The sequence below is a fragment of the Pseudomonas sp. CFBP13528 genome (genome assembly GCF_005233615.1).
Lineage (GTDB): Bacteria > Pseudomonadota > Gammaproteobacteria > Pseudomonadales > Pseudomonadaceae > Aquipseudomonas > Aquipseudomonas fluorescens_AM.
Genome location: NZ_QGAJ01000001.1, coordinates 324,420 through 337,556 on the forward strand (window position 1 = coordinate 324,420; position 13,137 = coordinate 337,556).

Here is a 13,137-nt window from a genome sequence, read left to right on the forward strand (position 1 = left end):
AGCTGGGCTATAACTAATCTGCTTTTCGCAAGTCATGAGGTAGAACATGAGCGACGATGATCTGGAAAACGACGACCTGGAAGTAGGTGACGACACTGAAGACAGTCTTGAAGTGGCGGCTGAGGACGTTGCTGAAGACCTTGAGGACAGTGCTGGCGATGACGCCGCTCCCAAAGCCAAAGGCAAGGCCAAGGCTGCTGTTTCGGTAGACGAGCTGCCCAGCGTTGAAGCCAAGAACAAAGAACGCGATGCCTTGGCCCGTGCGATGGAAGAATTCCTCGCCAAAGGCGGCAAAGTGGTCGAGGTCGAGCCCAATGTGGTAGCGGATCCACCGAAAAAGCCGGATAACAAGTACGGTAGCCGTCCCATCTGAGGTCAGCTAACTGCTTGTAGGAAGAAGCCCGCCGTCGCTGCGGGTTTTTTCATGCCCGATGATTTACTCGAGCCTGGCAGTGATCCAACTGTGGGAGGGGGCTTGCCCCCGATTGCAGTGGCTCAGCCAGTACATTTTCCGGCTGATACACCGCTATCGGGGGCAAGCCCCCTCCCACATTTTCCTCAGTGTTGACGCTATAGCGTTACTGTTTGTAGGAAGAAGCCCGCCGTCGCTGCGGGTTTTTTCATGCCCGATGATTTACTCGAGCCTGGCAGTGATCCACCTGTGGGAGGGGGCTTGCCCCCGATTNGCTATCGGGGGCAAGCCCCCTCCCACATTTTGTCCTCAGTGTTGTCGCTATAGCGTTACTGTTTGTAGGAAGAAGCCCGCCGTCGCTGCGGGTTTTTTCATGCCCGATGATTTACTTGAGCCTGGCAGTGATCCACCTGTGGGAGGGGGCTTGCCCCCGATTGCAGTGGCTCAGCCAGTCCATTTGCCGGCTGATACACCGCTATCGGGGGTAAGCCCCCTCCCACATTTTCCTCAGTGTTGACGCTATAGCGTTACTGTTTGTAGGAAGAAGCCCGCCGTCGCTGCGGGTTTTTTCATGCCCGATGATTTACTCGAGCCTGGCAGTTATCCACCTGTGGGAGGGGGCTTGCCCCCGATTGCAGTGGGTCAGCCAGTACATTTGCCGGCTGATACACCGCTATCGGGGGCAAGCCCCCTCCCACATTTTGTCCTCAGTGTTGCCGCTATAGCGTTATTGCCAACTGCGCAGCAACTCCGGCAACTCCGTCAGGCTACGAATCTCTGCGTCCGGACGCTTTGGCGCTTCCCACACCTTGCCTGTCGGGTTGAACCACACCGCCCGTAACCCCGCCTGCTGCGCGCCGGCGATGTCATCCCCAGGATGATCGCCCACATGCACCGCCGCACTGGCGTCCACACCGCCGCGCTGCAACGCCTCCTCAAACAACCGCGCATCCGGCTTGGCAATACCGATGTCTTCAGCGCGCAGGGCAAAGTGGAAGTAGTCCGCCAGGCCCACGCGTTGTACGTCTGCATTGCCGTTGGTGATCACCCCCAGAAGGAAGTGCTGGCGTAGCGCTTTGAGCATCGGTTCGGCTTCGGGAAAGACCGTGAGCTGGTGTCGCGCATGAATGAACGCCTCAAAACACACATCGGCCATCTCGGTCGCTGCAGGCTGCGGGTAGCCGGCCTCTTCGAACGCATGCAGCAATACGCGGTGGCGCAGGACGCTGATGCGGTGTTTTAGTTCAGGATGACGCGCCAGCACCTGTTGGCGCAGGCTGGCGAAATGCTCCAGGGGCAAGTCGCCGACCTTGGATGCATTGACCGCCAACCATTCGCGCATTGACGCTTCGGCGCTGATGATGACGGGTACGTTGTCCCAGAGCGTGTCGTCCAGGTCGAAGGTGATCAGCTTGATGCTCATGAGTCGCCGCCCTTGATGCGTTTGGCCCGTGGATGGGCGCTGTCGTACACCGTTGCCAGGTGCTGGAAGTCGAGGTGGGTGTAGATTTGCGTGGTCTTGATATCGGCGTGGCCGAGCAGCTCCTGGACCGCGCGCAAGTCCTGGGACGACTCCAGCATATGGCTGGCAAAGGAGTGCCTGAGCATATGTGGGTGAAGGTTTTGCCCCAGTTCGCGTTCGCCGGCAGCCTTCACGCGCAACTGAATGGCCCGTGGCCCCAGGCGTCGACCTTGTTGGCTGATGAATACCGCGTCGTCTTTCGGATTGCCCAGCGCCCGTAACGGCAGCCACAGCTCCAGGGCTTCGCGAGCCTTCCTGCCGACCGGCAGCACACGCGTCTTGCTGCCTTTACCCAGCACCTGCACCAGCCCATCGGCCAGGTCCAGTTGCTCAAGATTCAGGCCGGTCAGCTCCGACAGGCGCAGGCCCGAGGAGTAGAACAGTTCGAGGATCGCCTGGTCGCGATGGGCAAGAAAGTCATCCTCGACCGCGCCATCCAGCAGTTGCAGGGCGCGGTCGGTGTCCAGGGTCTTGGGCAGGCGTCGCTCGCCTTTGGGCGGCGACAGGCCATTGGCCGGGTCGTGGTCGCACAGGCCTTCGCGGTTCAGGTAGTGATAGAGGCCGCGCACCGCCGACAGCAGGCGCGACAGGCTGCGCGAGGACTGGCCTTGCTGGTGCAGCCGTGCGACCAGGCTGCGCAGGCTCTGGATATCCAGGGCTTTCCAGCTGGCAACCTGCTGCTTTTCGCAAAAGGCCAGGACCTTGTTCAAGTCCCGCCGGTAGGCGTCCAGTGTATGAGGCGACACCTGGCGCTCGTTGCGCAGGTGAGCGCAGTAAGCGTCCAGTTGCCGTTCCATGGCTAGCGCACCGCGCGCAGGGCAGTGGTGAAGCGCGGCAGGACGCGGCCCAGCACTTGGGCGATATAGGTCAGGAACAGGGTGCCCACCGAGCTTTTATAGTGCGCCGGATCCCGGCTGGCGATGGCCAGTACGCCGTGCAGGCCTTGGTGGCTGAGGGCAACCACGGCGGCAGAGCCGATCTGTTTGCGCTGTTCGGCGCCGAACAGGAAGTCCAGTTCATGCTCGCGCAGGGTGCCGCTGATGGTCTTGCCTTCCGAAAGCAGGCCGCCGATGGCGGTCTGTGCTTCGCCACCGCTGACCCAGCGACCCACCGGCATCGGGTTGTCGCTGAACAGGATCAGGCTGACAAAGGGCACCTGGAAGTCCTGGCGCAGGCTGTCTTCCACCGCCATCACGGTTTCTTCCAGGCTGGCGGCGTCCATCAGGGTCAGGATCAGGCGACGGGTCTTTTCAAACAGGCGATCATTGTCGCGAGCCACGTCCATCAGGTGCGAAAGCCGGTGGCGCATTTCGATATTGCGCTCGCGCAGGATCTTCATCTGCCGCTCCACCAACGACACGGTGTCGCCGCGTTGGTGAGGGATGCGCAATGCCGGGAGCAATTCTTCGTGCTCGACGAAGAAGTCCGGATGAGCCTCAAGGTACGCCGCGACCGCAGCGGCCTCCAGGCTTTCACTTGAGGTGACGGGTGCGGGTACTTGAGGCTTATCGGTCATTGGCTTGGCTCACTCATAGACGGACCTGTCCTTCGTATACACGCGTGGCCGGCCCGGTCATCATCACCGGGTGACCAGGGCCTGCCCATTCGATGGACAAGCGTCCACCCGGCAGGTCGATCAGCAGCGGCGAATCCATCCACCCCTGGCTGATCGCGGCCACGGCAGCGGCGCAGGCGCCGGTGCCGCAGGCCTGGGTTTCGCCGGCGCCGCGTTCCCACACGCGCAATTGCGCGCGAGAACGGTCGATCACCTGCAGGAAGCCCACGTTGACCCGCGCCGGAAAGCGCGGGTGATGTTCGATCTTCGGCCCCAGTTCGTGCACGGGCGCATTGTTGATGTCATTGACCCTCAGCACCGCATGGGGATTGCCCATGGACACGGCGGCGATATTGACCGTATTGCCGTCCACATCCAGCGCATAACTGAGGGCCTGCTCGGGCGCCTGGAACGGAATATCCGCCGGCACCAGGCGCGGCGCGCCCATGTTGACGCTGATCTGGCCGTCACTGCGGATATCCAGTTCGATCACGCCGCCCTTGGTTTCGACGCGAATCTGGCGCTTGGCGGTCAGACGCTTGTCCAGCACAAATCGCGCGAAGCAGCGCGCACCGTTGCCGCACTGTTCCACTTCGGAGCCGTCGGAGTTGAAGATCCGATAACGGAAATCCACCTCCGGGTTGGTCGGCGCTTCCACCAGCAGCAGTTGGTCGAAGCCGATACCGGTATGCCGGTCGCCCCATTGTTTGGCGTGCTTGGGCAGGATGTGCGCGTGCTGGCTGACCAGGTCGAGAACCATGAAGTCATTGCCCAGTCCGTGCATCTTGGTAAAACGCAGCAGCATGGCTTACTCCGGCAGCAGGCTTTCGCCAGCATACAACTCGGCTACCGTCTCGCGGCGACGCACTTCAAACGCTTGATCACCGTCCACCAGCACCTCGGCGGCGCGGCCGCGGGTGTTGTAGTTGGAACTCATGACAAACCCATAGGCACCGGCCGAATGCACGGCCAGCAGGTCGCCTTCCTCCAGGGCCAGCTGACGATCCTTGGCCAGGAAGTCGCCGGTCTCACAGATCGGGCCGACAATGTCGTACGCACGCGCCTGGCTGTGGCGAGGCGTCACCGCTGTGACGTTCATCCAGGCCTGGTACAACGCCGGGCGGATAAGGTCGTTCATCGCCGCGTCGACGATGGCGAAGTCCTTGTGCTCGGTGTGCTTGAGGTACTCGACCTGGGTCAGCAGCACACCGGCATTGGCGACGATATAGCGGCCCGGCTCGAACATCAGCGTCAGGTCGCGGCCCTCGAGGCGCTCGCGCACGGCCTTGATGTAGTCGGCAATCAATGGCGGCTCTTCATCGCGGTAACGCACGCCCACACCGCCACCCAGATCGATGTGATGCAGGTAGATGCCGCAGTCGCCCAGGCGGTCGATCAGCGCCAGCAGGCGGTCCAGAGCGTCGAGGAACGGCGGCAGGGTGGTCAGTTGCGAGCCGATATGGCAGTCGACGCCCAACACGTCCAGGTTCGGCAATTGGGCGGCGCGGATATAAACGTCTTCGGCATCGGCGATGGCGATGCCGAACTTGTTCTCTTTGAGACCGGTGGAAATGTACGGGTGAGTGCCGGCGTCGACGTCCGGATTGACGCGCAGGGAGATCGGCGCGCGAACGCCCATCTCGGCGGCGACGGCCTGCAGGCGCTCCAGTTCGTCGGTGGACTCGATGTTGAAGCAGTGCACACCCACTTCCAAGGCGCGGCGCATGTCTTCGCGGCTCTTGCCGACGCCGGAGAACACGATCTTGTCGGCCTGGCCGCCAGCGGCCAATACCCGTTCCAGCTCGCCACGGGACACAATGTCGAAACCGGCGCCAAGGCGCGCCAGGACATTGAGCACGCCCAGGTTGGAGTTGGCTTTTACCGCGTAGCACACCAGATGCGGCACGCCTTCCAGCGGGTCGGTGAACGAGCGGTATTGCGCTTCGATATGGGCACGCGAATACACATAAGTCGGGGTGCCAAAGCGCTGGGCAATCGCGGACAGCGCCACGCCTTCCGCGAACAGCGCGCCGTCCCGGTAGTTAAAAGCGTCCATGAGGATCCCTTAGTAAGTGTCGTGCTTGTGCGCTTTGGACGGCTTTTGCGACGACTGCGCCTGTTCGTTCGGGTCTTTGCTGTCGTCAGGCAGGTACAGCGGGCCTTTCTGACCACAGGCACTAACGAGGCAAGCGACCGCGACGAGCGCAGCAAGGGAAGAGATCAGGCGCTTCATGGCGAAATCCTTGAATATGCATTAATTGCGCCCGAGTATACCGACCACCCGCCAGCTTGCCTATGCGCTGGAATACCCGTCCGGCGGGGGTTTGCCGAGATAGTCGGGAAGCGGGCTACGCTGGTTGAGGATATTTCGTACCGCCATCTGTGATGAAATCGGTATCCTTTGCAATCGGCGGGGCGCGTCCGTATTGTGCGGCGCTTGAGCAGAACCAGACACTTTCGAGGTTGCCACAATGAGTTTGACCGAAGCCCGTTTTCACGACCTGGTGGATGCGACCCAGCAGGCGCTGGAAGATATTTTCGACGACAGCGGTTTGGACGTGGACCTGGAAAACTCGGCCGGCGTGCTGACGGTCAAGTTCGAGAACGGCACTCAGTTGATCTTCAGCCGTCAGGAACCGTTGCGGCAATTGTGGCTGGCGGCACGTTCCGGTGGTTTTCACTTCGACTACAACGAAGAAGACAACAATTGGCAATGCGATACCAGCGATGAGCTGCTCAGCGAGATGCTGGCGCGTCTGGTTCTGGAACAATCCGGCGCCGAGCTGGATTTCGACGAGATTTGATCGTGAGCCAGTCCGTACCCACGCGCCCGGCCAAGCCGCTGTTCAGCAATGTCAGCCCGGCGGTGCCGTCACCTTGTATCAGTTTGTGTCGCCTGGACGAGCAGAAAGTCTGCCTCGGCTGCTTTCGCCATGTCGAAGATATCCGCGAATGGCGCTCCGCCGATGATGAGCGGCGCCGAGTGATCTGTGCCGAGGCCGAGCAACGCCGGGCCCACGCCTGAGGTCGTCTTGTTTATTTGTGACGCTGTGGTAGTGTCCGGGTACGCCTCAACTCATCGAGGCCCGTGAGAACCCCGCCTTTTCCTGGCGGGGTTTTGCTTTTTTGTGCAGAAAAAAGGAGTCTGCCTGAATCATGACCACCGCACCGTCCATCATTCTCACCCGTCTTGACGTGCAGCGCCTGGAGCAACTGATCGACCGCCTGGGCGACGAGTTTCCCGGTGTCGAAGCGTTGCAACACGAACTCGACCGCGCCGAAGAAGTGGTTGGCCACGATGAAGTGCCTGCAAGTGTCGTGACCATGAACTCCAGCGTGCATTGCCGTGAGCAAGGCAGCGGCAAGGATTACCACCTGACCCTGGTTTACCCCAAGGACGCGAACGCCGATGAAGGCAAGATCTCGATCCTGGCACCGGTGGGCAGCGCGTTGCTCGGCCTGCAAGTGGGCCAGCATATTGATTGGCCCGCGCCGGGCGGCAAGACCCTCAAGCTCGAGCTGCTGAGTGTCGAAGGCCAGCCCAGGGATGGCGGCGCCTTCCCTCTTTAAATCTGGTTCAGCGCTTGATTGAGCGCGAGCTCAAGCTCGGCCTTGTAGCGCAGGTACAGATTGCTCGGGCTTTGCACGTCGCCAAGCAGGCCCGACAGATCCAGATCGGTGATGTAGCAACGGTAACGCTCGGGTTCCCGGCGCTGCCCGACGATCTCCCGGGCGACTACCGCAAACAGCTGGTCGCCAAACTCCAATTCGGAAAATTCCCGCTGGTTGCAGTACAGCGTGATACCCACCTGGCCGGGCGCCGCCTTGGCGATAATCGCTTGTACGTCATAAAACGGCTGGTTGGCGGGGTGTTGCGGAGCCGGCCTTGGCTCGACGAGACGAGCACGGCCATTGCCCGACGGCAGCAGTTGGTAATACGAGAGCTGCACTTCGCCCAACGGCTGTTGTGTGTCCAGAGCTGATAGCGCTTCGCGGCGATAGATGATCGAGAGCAGGAAACGCTGCAGCGGTGCCAACAGGCTTTGCTCATCATGGAACGGCAAACGCTGCTGCCAGAGCGCATTGAACTCGTCGAGCACATACAGTTCGGCAAATCCTTCATGGATCCGGTAGAACACCTGTATGCAATCGGCCACACCCATGGGCAGCAGCAGCGCCAGGTCGTGATCTTCCAGGGCCATGGTGTCCAGGTGCCACGGGCTGTAACTGGCCAACTCTTCGCTGAGGTAGGCGATCAATGCGTCATGGGTCGGCAGCGGTACATGGGTGGCTTGGCCGGGAATCAATTCCATGACGTGATAGTGCTGCTGCACTTGAAGCAGGTAGCGGTGATTGCCTCGGCCGAGCAGCAGGTTCTGCGCAGTGTCGAATACCTCTTCCACGCGCTGGGCAATGAATTGCGCTCGGTTGTGACAGAAGCAGCGCACCCGCAACCGTGGCAAATGATCCGATGGCAATTGGTTGAGGTAGTCGCGCAGGCAGTCGAGCAGCGCATGGGGCCCGTCGTAGCGGCTGACCGTCACCTCGTTCCAGCTATTGAGCGTGACCTGGTCCAGGGTCAGTACCAGGTTCTCACGCACGCCGGCATAACTTAGCGAGTCGGTACGCTCGGTGGTCATCAGAATATTCAGGTCGCGGTGATGCTTGAGTGGGTCGACGCCGACGTTGATCAGCAACAGCACTTCTTCGGGCACCGCCGAGCGTAACAAGCGCGTTTCATCGACGCTGCTCATGGGCAGGGCGATGGTCTGTTGCAGGCTGCCCAACAGGTTGAACAGCTCAAACTCGGTCATGTCGCTGACGCCCGGGTGCAGCGCCAGGCGCGTACTGCTGTCGATCACACCGTTGCGATGGCACCAGGTAAGCATTTCCAGCAGGTCGCGGCTGCGCTTGATGGGGGCGAAGTGCTCCCATTCCAGGGCGGTGAGGTTGCCGTTATACAGGCCCCAATGGTACTGCCCCGGCTCCTTGCGGTTGGGTGAGTGCACCAGGGTCAAGGTGTCTTCGGCCAGGTCCGGGGCAATGCCGGGGTTGATGAATTCGACCTTGCCGGCCTTGCGTTCAAAGGCCGCGTACAAACGACGGCCCAGCACATTGAGGTCGCGCCGGTTGATCAGGCTGACGGTCTGTTCCGTGCGGGCGAACTGGGTGAGGAAGCGATAACTGTAGTTCAGCTCGTTGACCAGGGCGCGGCGCTCGGAGGCGACCTGACGCACTTTCCATTGGCTGCGACTGTCCAGCAAAGCCAGTTGGCGCGGATCCCAGTTCCATTCATGGGCCAGGCGTTCCAGCAGCAGCCGTTGCCAGCTGGCGGTGCGCTGGCCGGCGCTGAGCTTGCGGTTGACCTTCAGGTACAGGCTGCGCCGTACCAGTTCCAGGCGCTCCGGTTCATTGCGGGCCTTGAGGTATTCCTCGATGCGGCGGTAGACCACGATGTAGGGGTCCAACTCATCCAGGTCCATCTGATTGGCAAACACCGCGCGCTTGAAGCGCAGGCTCAGGCATTGCACGTTGGGGTGCTCGCTGGCATAGACCTCGGTCAGCAGCAGCTTGAGCACCGATTTATAGGGCGATTCGATGCCCTTGAACAACTGCCACAGCCCGGCACCGATGAACTCCCCTGGAGGGATGTGCGCCAGATGGCCGAGATCAAGGGTTTCGTCGGCGCGAATGAAACGTTTGGAGATCAGCGCGTGGGTGAACTCGGCGTAGCGACGTTCTTCATACACCGGCACCAGCCACCAGATCGGCGTGCGCCCGGCCAGCCAGATTGCGGTGCGGTAGAACTCATCCAGCAAAAGATAGTGCTGAGTGGTCCCGCAATCGTCGGAGCTCAGTTGCGTGTCCCGTTCACCGAGCACAAAGCGCGTCGGTTCAATCAGGAAGAAGTGGGTCTCGGCGCCCATGGTCTGGGCCCAGGCTTCCAGCAGTTGGCACTTCTTGCGCAGCTCGGCCAGCTCGTTGTCATTCAGGTCGGGCGCGTGGCATACCCACACGTCCATATCGCTTTGATCCGCCTGGGCCAGCGTGCCCAGGCTGCCCATCAGGAACAGGCCGTGGATCGGACGGGGCGGGTTGCCATGGCGCGGCTTGTAGGAGAACGAACGCGTCAGGCGCTGCGCTTCAGCCAGGGCCTGGGTATCCGGTTCGAAATTCGACAGCCCGGCCGGTGTGCCGCTGGATACATAACCTGGCAGCAAGGGGTGATTGACGTGGAAAAACAGCGGCAACAAGGTCAGCACGCTTTGCTGGCGCGGGGTCAGCCCCTCAACGGCACGGGCCAGGCGGCCCTCATTGAGCGCCATGAACCGCGCGCGCAACTGGGTCAGCACCTTGCGGTCGATGCCTTCGTCCAGGTCGGGGCGGATTTCATGGGTGCGGGTCATGTCGAACTCGGTGGCTCGCAGGGCCCGACGTGGGCGGCCGTGTCGGAGTTTACAGACAGTAGCGTAGGAGTTTTAGAGGGAAATGGGTTTTGACGTCAGAATTTTCGCTGTTACACGGCGACGCCCTCGGAATCCGCAAAGAGCGGACCCCATGGGCGTATCAGGTGTCAGGCAGCTTCTTTTTTGGTGGTCTTCAGAATTGTCAGCAAGCTTTGGGTGTGTTGCGCGGCATCCCGACCCAGGCTGGTCAGATAGCCACCGTCGGGCTGGGTGATCAGTTCTTTCTCAAACAAGCGTTTTGCGGCGTCGATGGCAGTTGGAGTAGCGGTCTGGTGGACTTTCAGACCTTCCTGGGAGCTGTCCAGGTTGAAGAGTGCAAGGATTTCCAGTTCGGCAACCAACTCAGGGGTATACGACATAAGGACTCCAGACTTTCTAAGAATTTATTAGAGGCTAGCAGGCCATAAGGTGAACGCACTTTGCCGAACTGTCCAGCGTGTTGCAGCGCAGCTGGATTATTCCTTTTCAGGCGGCAGCTCAGGCAGTGCGCGCAGCGCGGTTTCATACCATTGGGTATCAAAGGCGCGGTCCTCATCCAGCATCGCGTCGATCTCGAAGGCCAGCACGTGGGCCATGAGATTGAGGATCTCTTCTCGCTCATACCCTACCAGCGTCAGCTTGTTGAACGTGGCCTTGGCCGCCGGTGGGTTGTCGCTTTCGATCTGGTTCTCGATGGCCTGGATCAGCGTGCTTTCGGTGAATTCTTCTTCGTCGTGGTCGATATCGGTCGGCTCGCTCATGGCAGGCTCCTCAAGGTAAGGGCGCCAGTCTAACGCCATTCAGGCCGGTGATGCTGCTGGCCAGGCCAGGCCTCAGCGTCTATAACGCTTGCAGCCAACCCCGCACCCGGCCTGGAGGCTTTGCGATGCTCAAGCTTTATGGATTTTCGGTCAGTAACTACTACAACATGGTCAAGCTGGCGCTGATGGAGAAAGGGCTGCCTTTCGAAGAGGTGCCTTTTTATGCAGGACAAACGCCTGAAGCCCTGGCGGTGAGCCCGCGAGGCAAAGTACCCGTGCTGGGTGTCGAGCAAGGCTTCATCAACGAAACCAGCGTGATCCTCGAATACCTCGAGCAGACCCAGGAAGGGCCTGCGCTGCTGCCAGCCGACCCGTTCCAGCGTGCCCAGGTGCTGGCGTTGTGCCGTGAAATCGAGCTGTACATCGAATTGCCTGCGCGGGCGTGCTTCGCCGAAGCCTTTTTTGGCATGACGGTACCGGAGGCGATCAAGGACAAGTCCCGAGCTGAATTGTTGCTGGGGGTCGGTACGTTAGGCCGCCACGGTAAGTTCGCGCCCTATGTGGCGGGAGAGCACTTCACGATTGCCGATCTGTATTTCATGTACAGCTTGAATCTGGCCTGTGGGGTGGGCGAAAAACTGTTCGGGCTGGACCTGCTGGCGCAGTTGCCACAGGCGAAGGCGTTGCTGGGGCGTTTGAACGAGATGCCCAATGCGCAAAAGGTCGAGGCGGACAGGCAGGCGGCGATGCCGGCGTTCATGGCAATGATTGCGGCCAAGAAATAATCAAATGTGGGAGGGGGCAAGCCCCCTCCCACATTTTTTAGCGGCTGGCGAGTAGCTCCTGGCCACGCGCGACGGCTGCTTTCACCTGCGCCGGCGCGGTGCCGCCGATGTGGTTACGGGCATTCACCGAGCCTTCCAGGGTCAGCACGGCAAACACATCCTGCTCGATCTGGTCGCTGAACTGGCGCAGTTCTTCCAGGCTCATTTCCGCCAGGTCCTTGCCGGTGTCCACGCCGTATTTCACGGCATGGCCAACGATTTCGTGGCAGTCACGGAAGGGCAGGCCACGACGCACCAGGTAGTCGGCCAGGTCGGTTGCGGTGGAAAAACCCCGCAAGGCCGCTTCGCGCATGATCGCGTGCTTGGGCTTGATCGCCGGAATCATGTCGGCAAACGCACGCAGTGAGTCGCGCAGCGTGTCGGCGGCGTCGAACAGCGGTTCCTTGTCTTCCTGATTGTCCTTGTTATAGGCCAGCGGCTGGCCTTTCATCAGGGTCAGCAGGCCCATCAGCGCGCCGAATACGCGGCCGCTCTTGCCACGTACCAGTTCGGGGACGTCGGGGTTTTTCTTTTGCGGCATGATCGAGCTGCCGGTGCAGAAGCGGTCCGGCAGGTCGATGAACTGGAATTGCGCGCTGGTCCACAGCACCAGCTCTTCGGAAAAGCGCGACAGGTGCATCATCGCGATGCTGGCGGCGGCGCAGAATTCGATGGCGAAATCACGGTCCGACACGCCGTCCAGGGAGTTGCCGCCGACGGCGTCGAAGCCCAGCAATCGCGCGGTGTACTCGCGGTCGATCGGGTAGGTGGTGCCGGCCAGTGCGGCGCTGCCGAGTGGCATGCGATTGGCCCGCTTGCGGCAATCCACCAGGCGCTCGTAATCGCGGCTGAGCATTTCGAACCAGGCCAGCAGGTGGTGGCCGAAGGTCACGGGCTGAGCGGTCTGCAGGTGCGTGAAGCCGGGCATGATGGTGGCCGATTCGCGCTCGGCCTGTTCCAGCAAACCTTTTTGCAGGCGGGTGATTTCAGCCAGGATCAAATCGATTTCATCGCGTAGCCACAGGCGGATATCGGTGGCCACCTGGTCGTTACGGCTGCGCCCGGTGTGCAGCTTCTTGCCGGTCACACCGATGCGATCGGTCAGCCGTGCCTCGATGTTCATGTGCACGTCTTCCAGGTCGACGCGCCAGTCGAACGTGCCGGCTTCGATCTCGCCCCGGATGGTGGTCAGGCCTTCGATGATGCTGTCGCGCTCGGCATCGGTCAGCACGCCGACCTTGGCCAGCATGGTGGCGTGGGCGATGGAGCCCATGATGTCGTGGCGGTACAGGCGCTGGTCGAAGTTGACGGAGGCGGTGAAGCGCGCGACGAAGGCGTCGACGGGTTCACTGAAGCGGCCGCCCCAGGACTGGTTGGTCTTGTCGGTGCTCATGAATTCGCTCGTGATCTGCTTAAAAGAGGCGTGAAGGTGTGCCGCCGATAATAACAGGGTTGTCCGCGGACGCGATGGTGCGGGTGGACGGCAATTTTATTTGTACAAAGGATGGCTAAGTGCCTTGCCGCCGATCGCATCCAGGACGAGACTGGGAGCAGGACCTTATTGAAACGATATTTGACGATTGAGCAATATCGTTCCAGCGAGCGTCTACAGTTGGA

At 60.9% G+C, this 13,137-nt stretch carries 15 protein-coding genes; 5 read left to right on the plus strand and 10 right to left on the minus strand.

Annotated elements, in window-relative coordinates; translation table 11 throughout:
- The first annotated feature begins 46 nt into the window (after positions 1-46).
- Positions 47-373, plus strand: coding sequence for a transcriptional regulator SutA (sutA, locus tag PspCFBP13528_RS01520; protein ID WP_065953216.1), 327 nt, complete (start codon positions 47-49; stop codon positions 371-373).
- 766 nt (positions 374-1,139) lie between these two features.
- Here the strand turns inward: sutA and PspCFBP13528_RS01525 are convergent.
- Genes PspCFBP13528_RS01525 through PspCFBP13528_RS01550 form a run of 6 tightly spaced genes read right to left on the minus strand, consistent with a single transcriptional unit; the run spans position 1,140 to position 5,722 of the window.
- Positions 1,140-1,835 (minus strand): HAD family hydrolase, encoded by a 696-nt coding sequence (locus PspCFBP13528_RS01525; protein ID WP_065950389.1) that lies wholly within the window; start codon positions 1,833-1,835, stop codon positions 1,140-1,142.
- Positions 1,832-2,731 carry a tyrosine recombinase XerC gene (xerC, locus tag PspCFBP13528_RS01530; protein ID WP_137199527.1) on the minus strand — a complete coding sequence of 300 codons (900 nt, stop codon included), beginning with the start codon at positions 2,729-2,731 and terminating at the stop codon, positions 1,832-1,834. Before xerC ends, PspCFBP13528_RS01525 begins: the two co-directional genes overlap by 4 nt.
- 2 nt (positions 2,732-2,733) lie before the next feature.
- Positions 2,734-3,450, minus strand: coding sequence for a DUF484 family protein (locus tag PspCFBP13528_RS01535; protein WP_065950391.1), 717 nt, complete (start codon positions 3,448-3,450; stop codon positions 2,734-2,736).
- 13 nt (positions 3,451-3,463) lie between these two features.
- Entirely contained in the window at positions 3,464-4,294 is an 831-nt protein-coding gene (dapF, locus tag PspCFBP13528_RS01540) for a diaminopimelate epimerase (RefSeq protein WP_065950392.1), read from the minus strand.
- A 3-nt stretch (positions 4,295-4,297) separates the two neighbouring features.
- Positions 4,298-5,545, minus strand: coding sequence for a diaminopimelate decarboxylase (gene lysA, locus PspCFBP13528_RS01545; RefSeq protein WP_065950393.1), 1,248 nt, complete (start codon positions 5,543-5,545; stop codon positions 4,298-4,300).
- Between the two features lie 9 nt (positions 5,546-5,554).
- Positions 5,555-5,722, minus strand: a complete 168-nt coding sequence (locus tag PspCFBP13528_RS01550) for a lipoprotein (protein ID WP_003195417.1) — start codon at positions 5,720-5,722, stop codon at positions 5,555-5,557.
- 238 nt (positions 5,723-5,960) lie between these two features.
- On the opposite strand from PspCFBP13528_RS01550, the gene cyaY reads away from it, so the two are divergent.
- The 3 genes from cyaY to rnk all read left to right on the plus strand — a co-directional run bounded on the left by cyaY (position 5,961) and on the right by rnk (position 7,059).
- On the plus strand, positions 5,961-6,293 hold the full coding sequence (gene cyaY, locus PspCFBP13528_RS01555) for an iron donor protein CyaY (protein WP_065950394.1): 333 nt from the start codon (positions 5,961-5,963) through the stop codon (positions 6,291-6,293).
- A 2-nt stretch (positions 6,294-6,295) separates the two neighbouring features.
- Positions 6,296-6,514, plus strand: coding sequence for a DUF1289 domain-containing protein (locus PspCFBP13528_RS01560; RefSeq protein WP_065950395.1), 219 nt, complete (start codon positions 6,296-6,298; stop codon positions 6,512-6,514).
- 131 nt (positions 6,515-6,645) lie between these two features.
- The gene (gene rnk, locus PspCFBP13528_RS01565; RefSeq protein ID WP_065950396.1) at positions 6,646-7,059 is read left to right on the plus strand and encodes a nucleoside diphosphate kinase regulator; all 414 of its coding nucleotides are present in this window, start codon (positions 6,646-6,648) and stop codon (positions 7,057-7,059) included.
- On the opposite strand, the gene PspCFBP13528_RS01570 is transcribed toward rnk, so the two are convergent.
- The 3 genes from PspCFBP13528_RS01570 to PspCFBP13528_RS01580 form a co-directional block, all read right to left on the minus strand.
- A complete protein-coding gene (locus tag PspCFBP13528_RS01570) occupies positions 7,056-9,896 on the minus strand; it encodes a class I adenylate cyclase (RefSeq protein ID WP_101220676.1) in 2,841 nt (946 codons plus the stop codon). The genes rnk and PspCFBP13528_RS01570 overlap by 4 nt on opposite strands.
- A 167-nt stretch (positions 9,897-10,063) precedes the next feature.
- A complete protein-coding gene (locus PspCFBP13528_RS01575; protein ID WP_065950398.1) occupies positions 10,064-10,315 on the minus strand; it encodes a TIGR02647 family protein in 252 nt (83 codons plus the stop codon).
- Between the two features lie 96 nt (positions 10,316-10,411).
- The gene (locus PspCFBP13528_RS01580; protein ID WP_065950399.1) at positions 10,412-10,696 is read right to left on the minus strand and encodes a hypothetical protein; all 285 of its coding nucleotides are present in this window, start codon (positions 10,694-10,696) and stop codon (positions 10,412-10,414) included.
- Positions 10,697-10,821: 125 nt separating this feature from the next.
- On the opposite strand from PspCFBP13528_RS01580, the gene PspCFBP13528_RS01585 reads away from it, so the two are divergent.
- The gene (locus PspCFBP13528_RS01585; RefSeq protein ID WP_065950400.1) at positions 10,822-11,481 is read left to right on the plus strand and encodes a glutathione S-transferase; all 660 of its coding nucleotides are present in this window, start codon (positions 10,822-10,824) and stop codon (positions 11,479-11,481) included.
- A 37-nt stretch (positions 11,482-11,518) separates the two neighbouring features.
- On the opposite strand, the gene argH is transcribed toward PspCFBP13528_RS01585, so the two are convergent.
- Complete coding sequence (gene argH, locus PspCFBP13528_RS01590; RefSeq protein ID WP_137199528.1) at positions 11,519-12,913, minus strand: argininosuccinate lyase; 1,395 nt, start codon at positions 12,911-12,913, stop codon at positions 11,519-11,521.
- Positions 12,914-13,137: the final 224 nt, after the last annotated feature.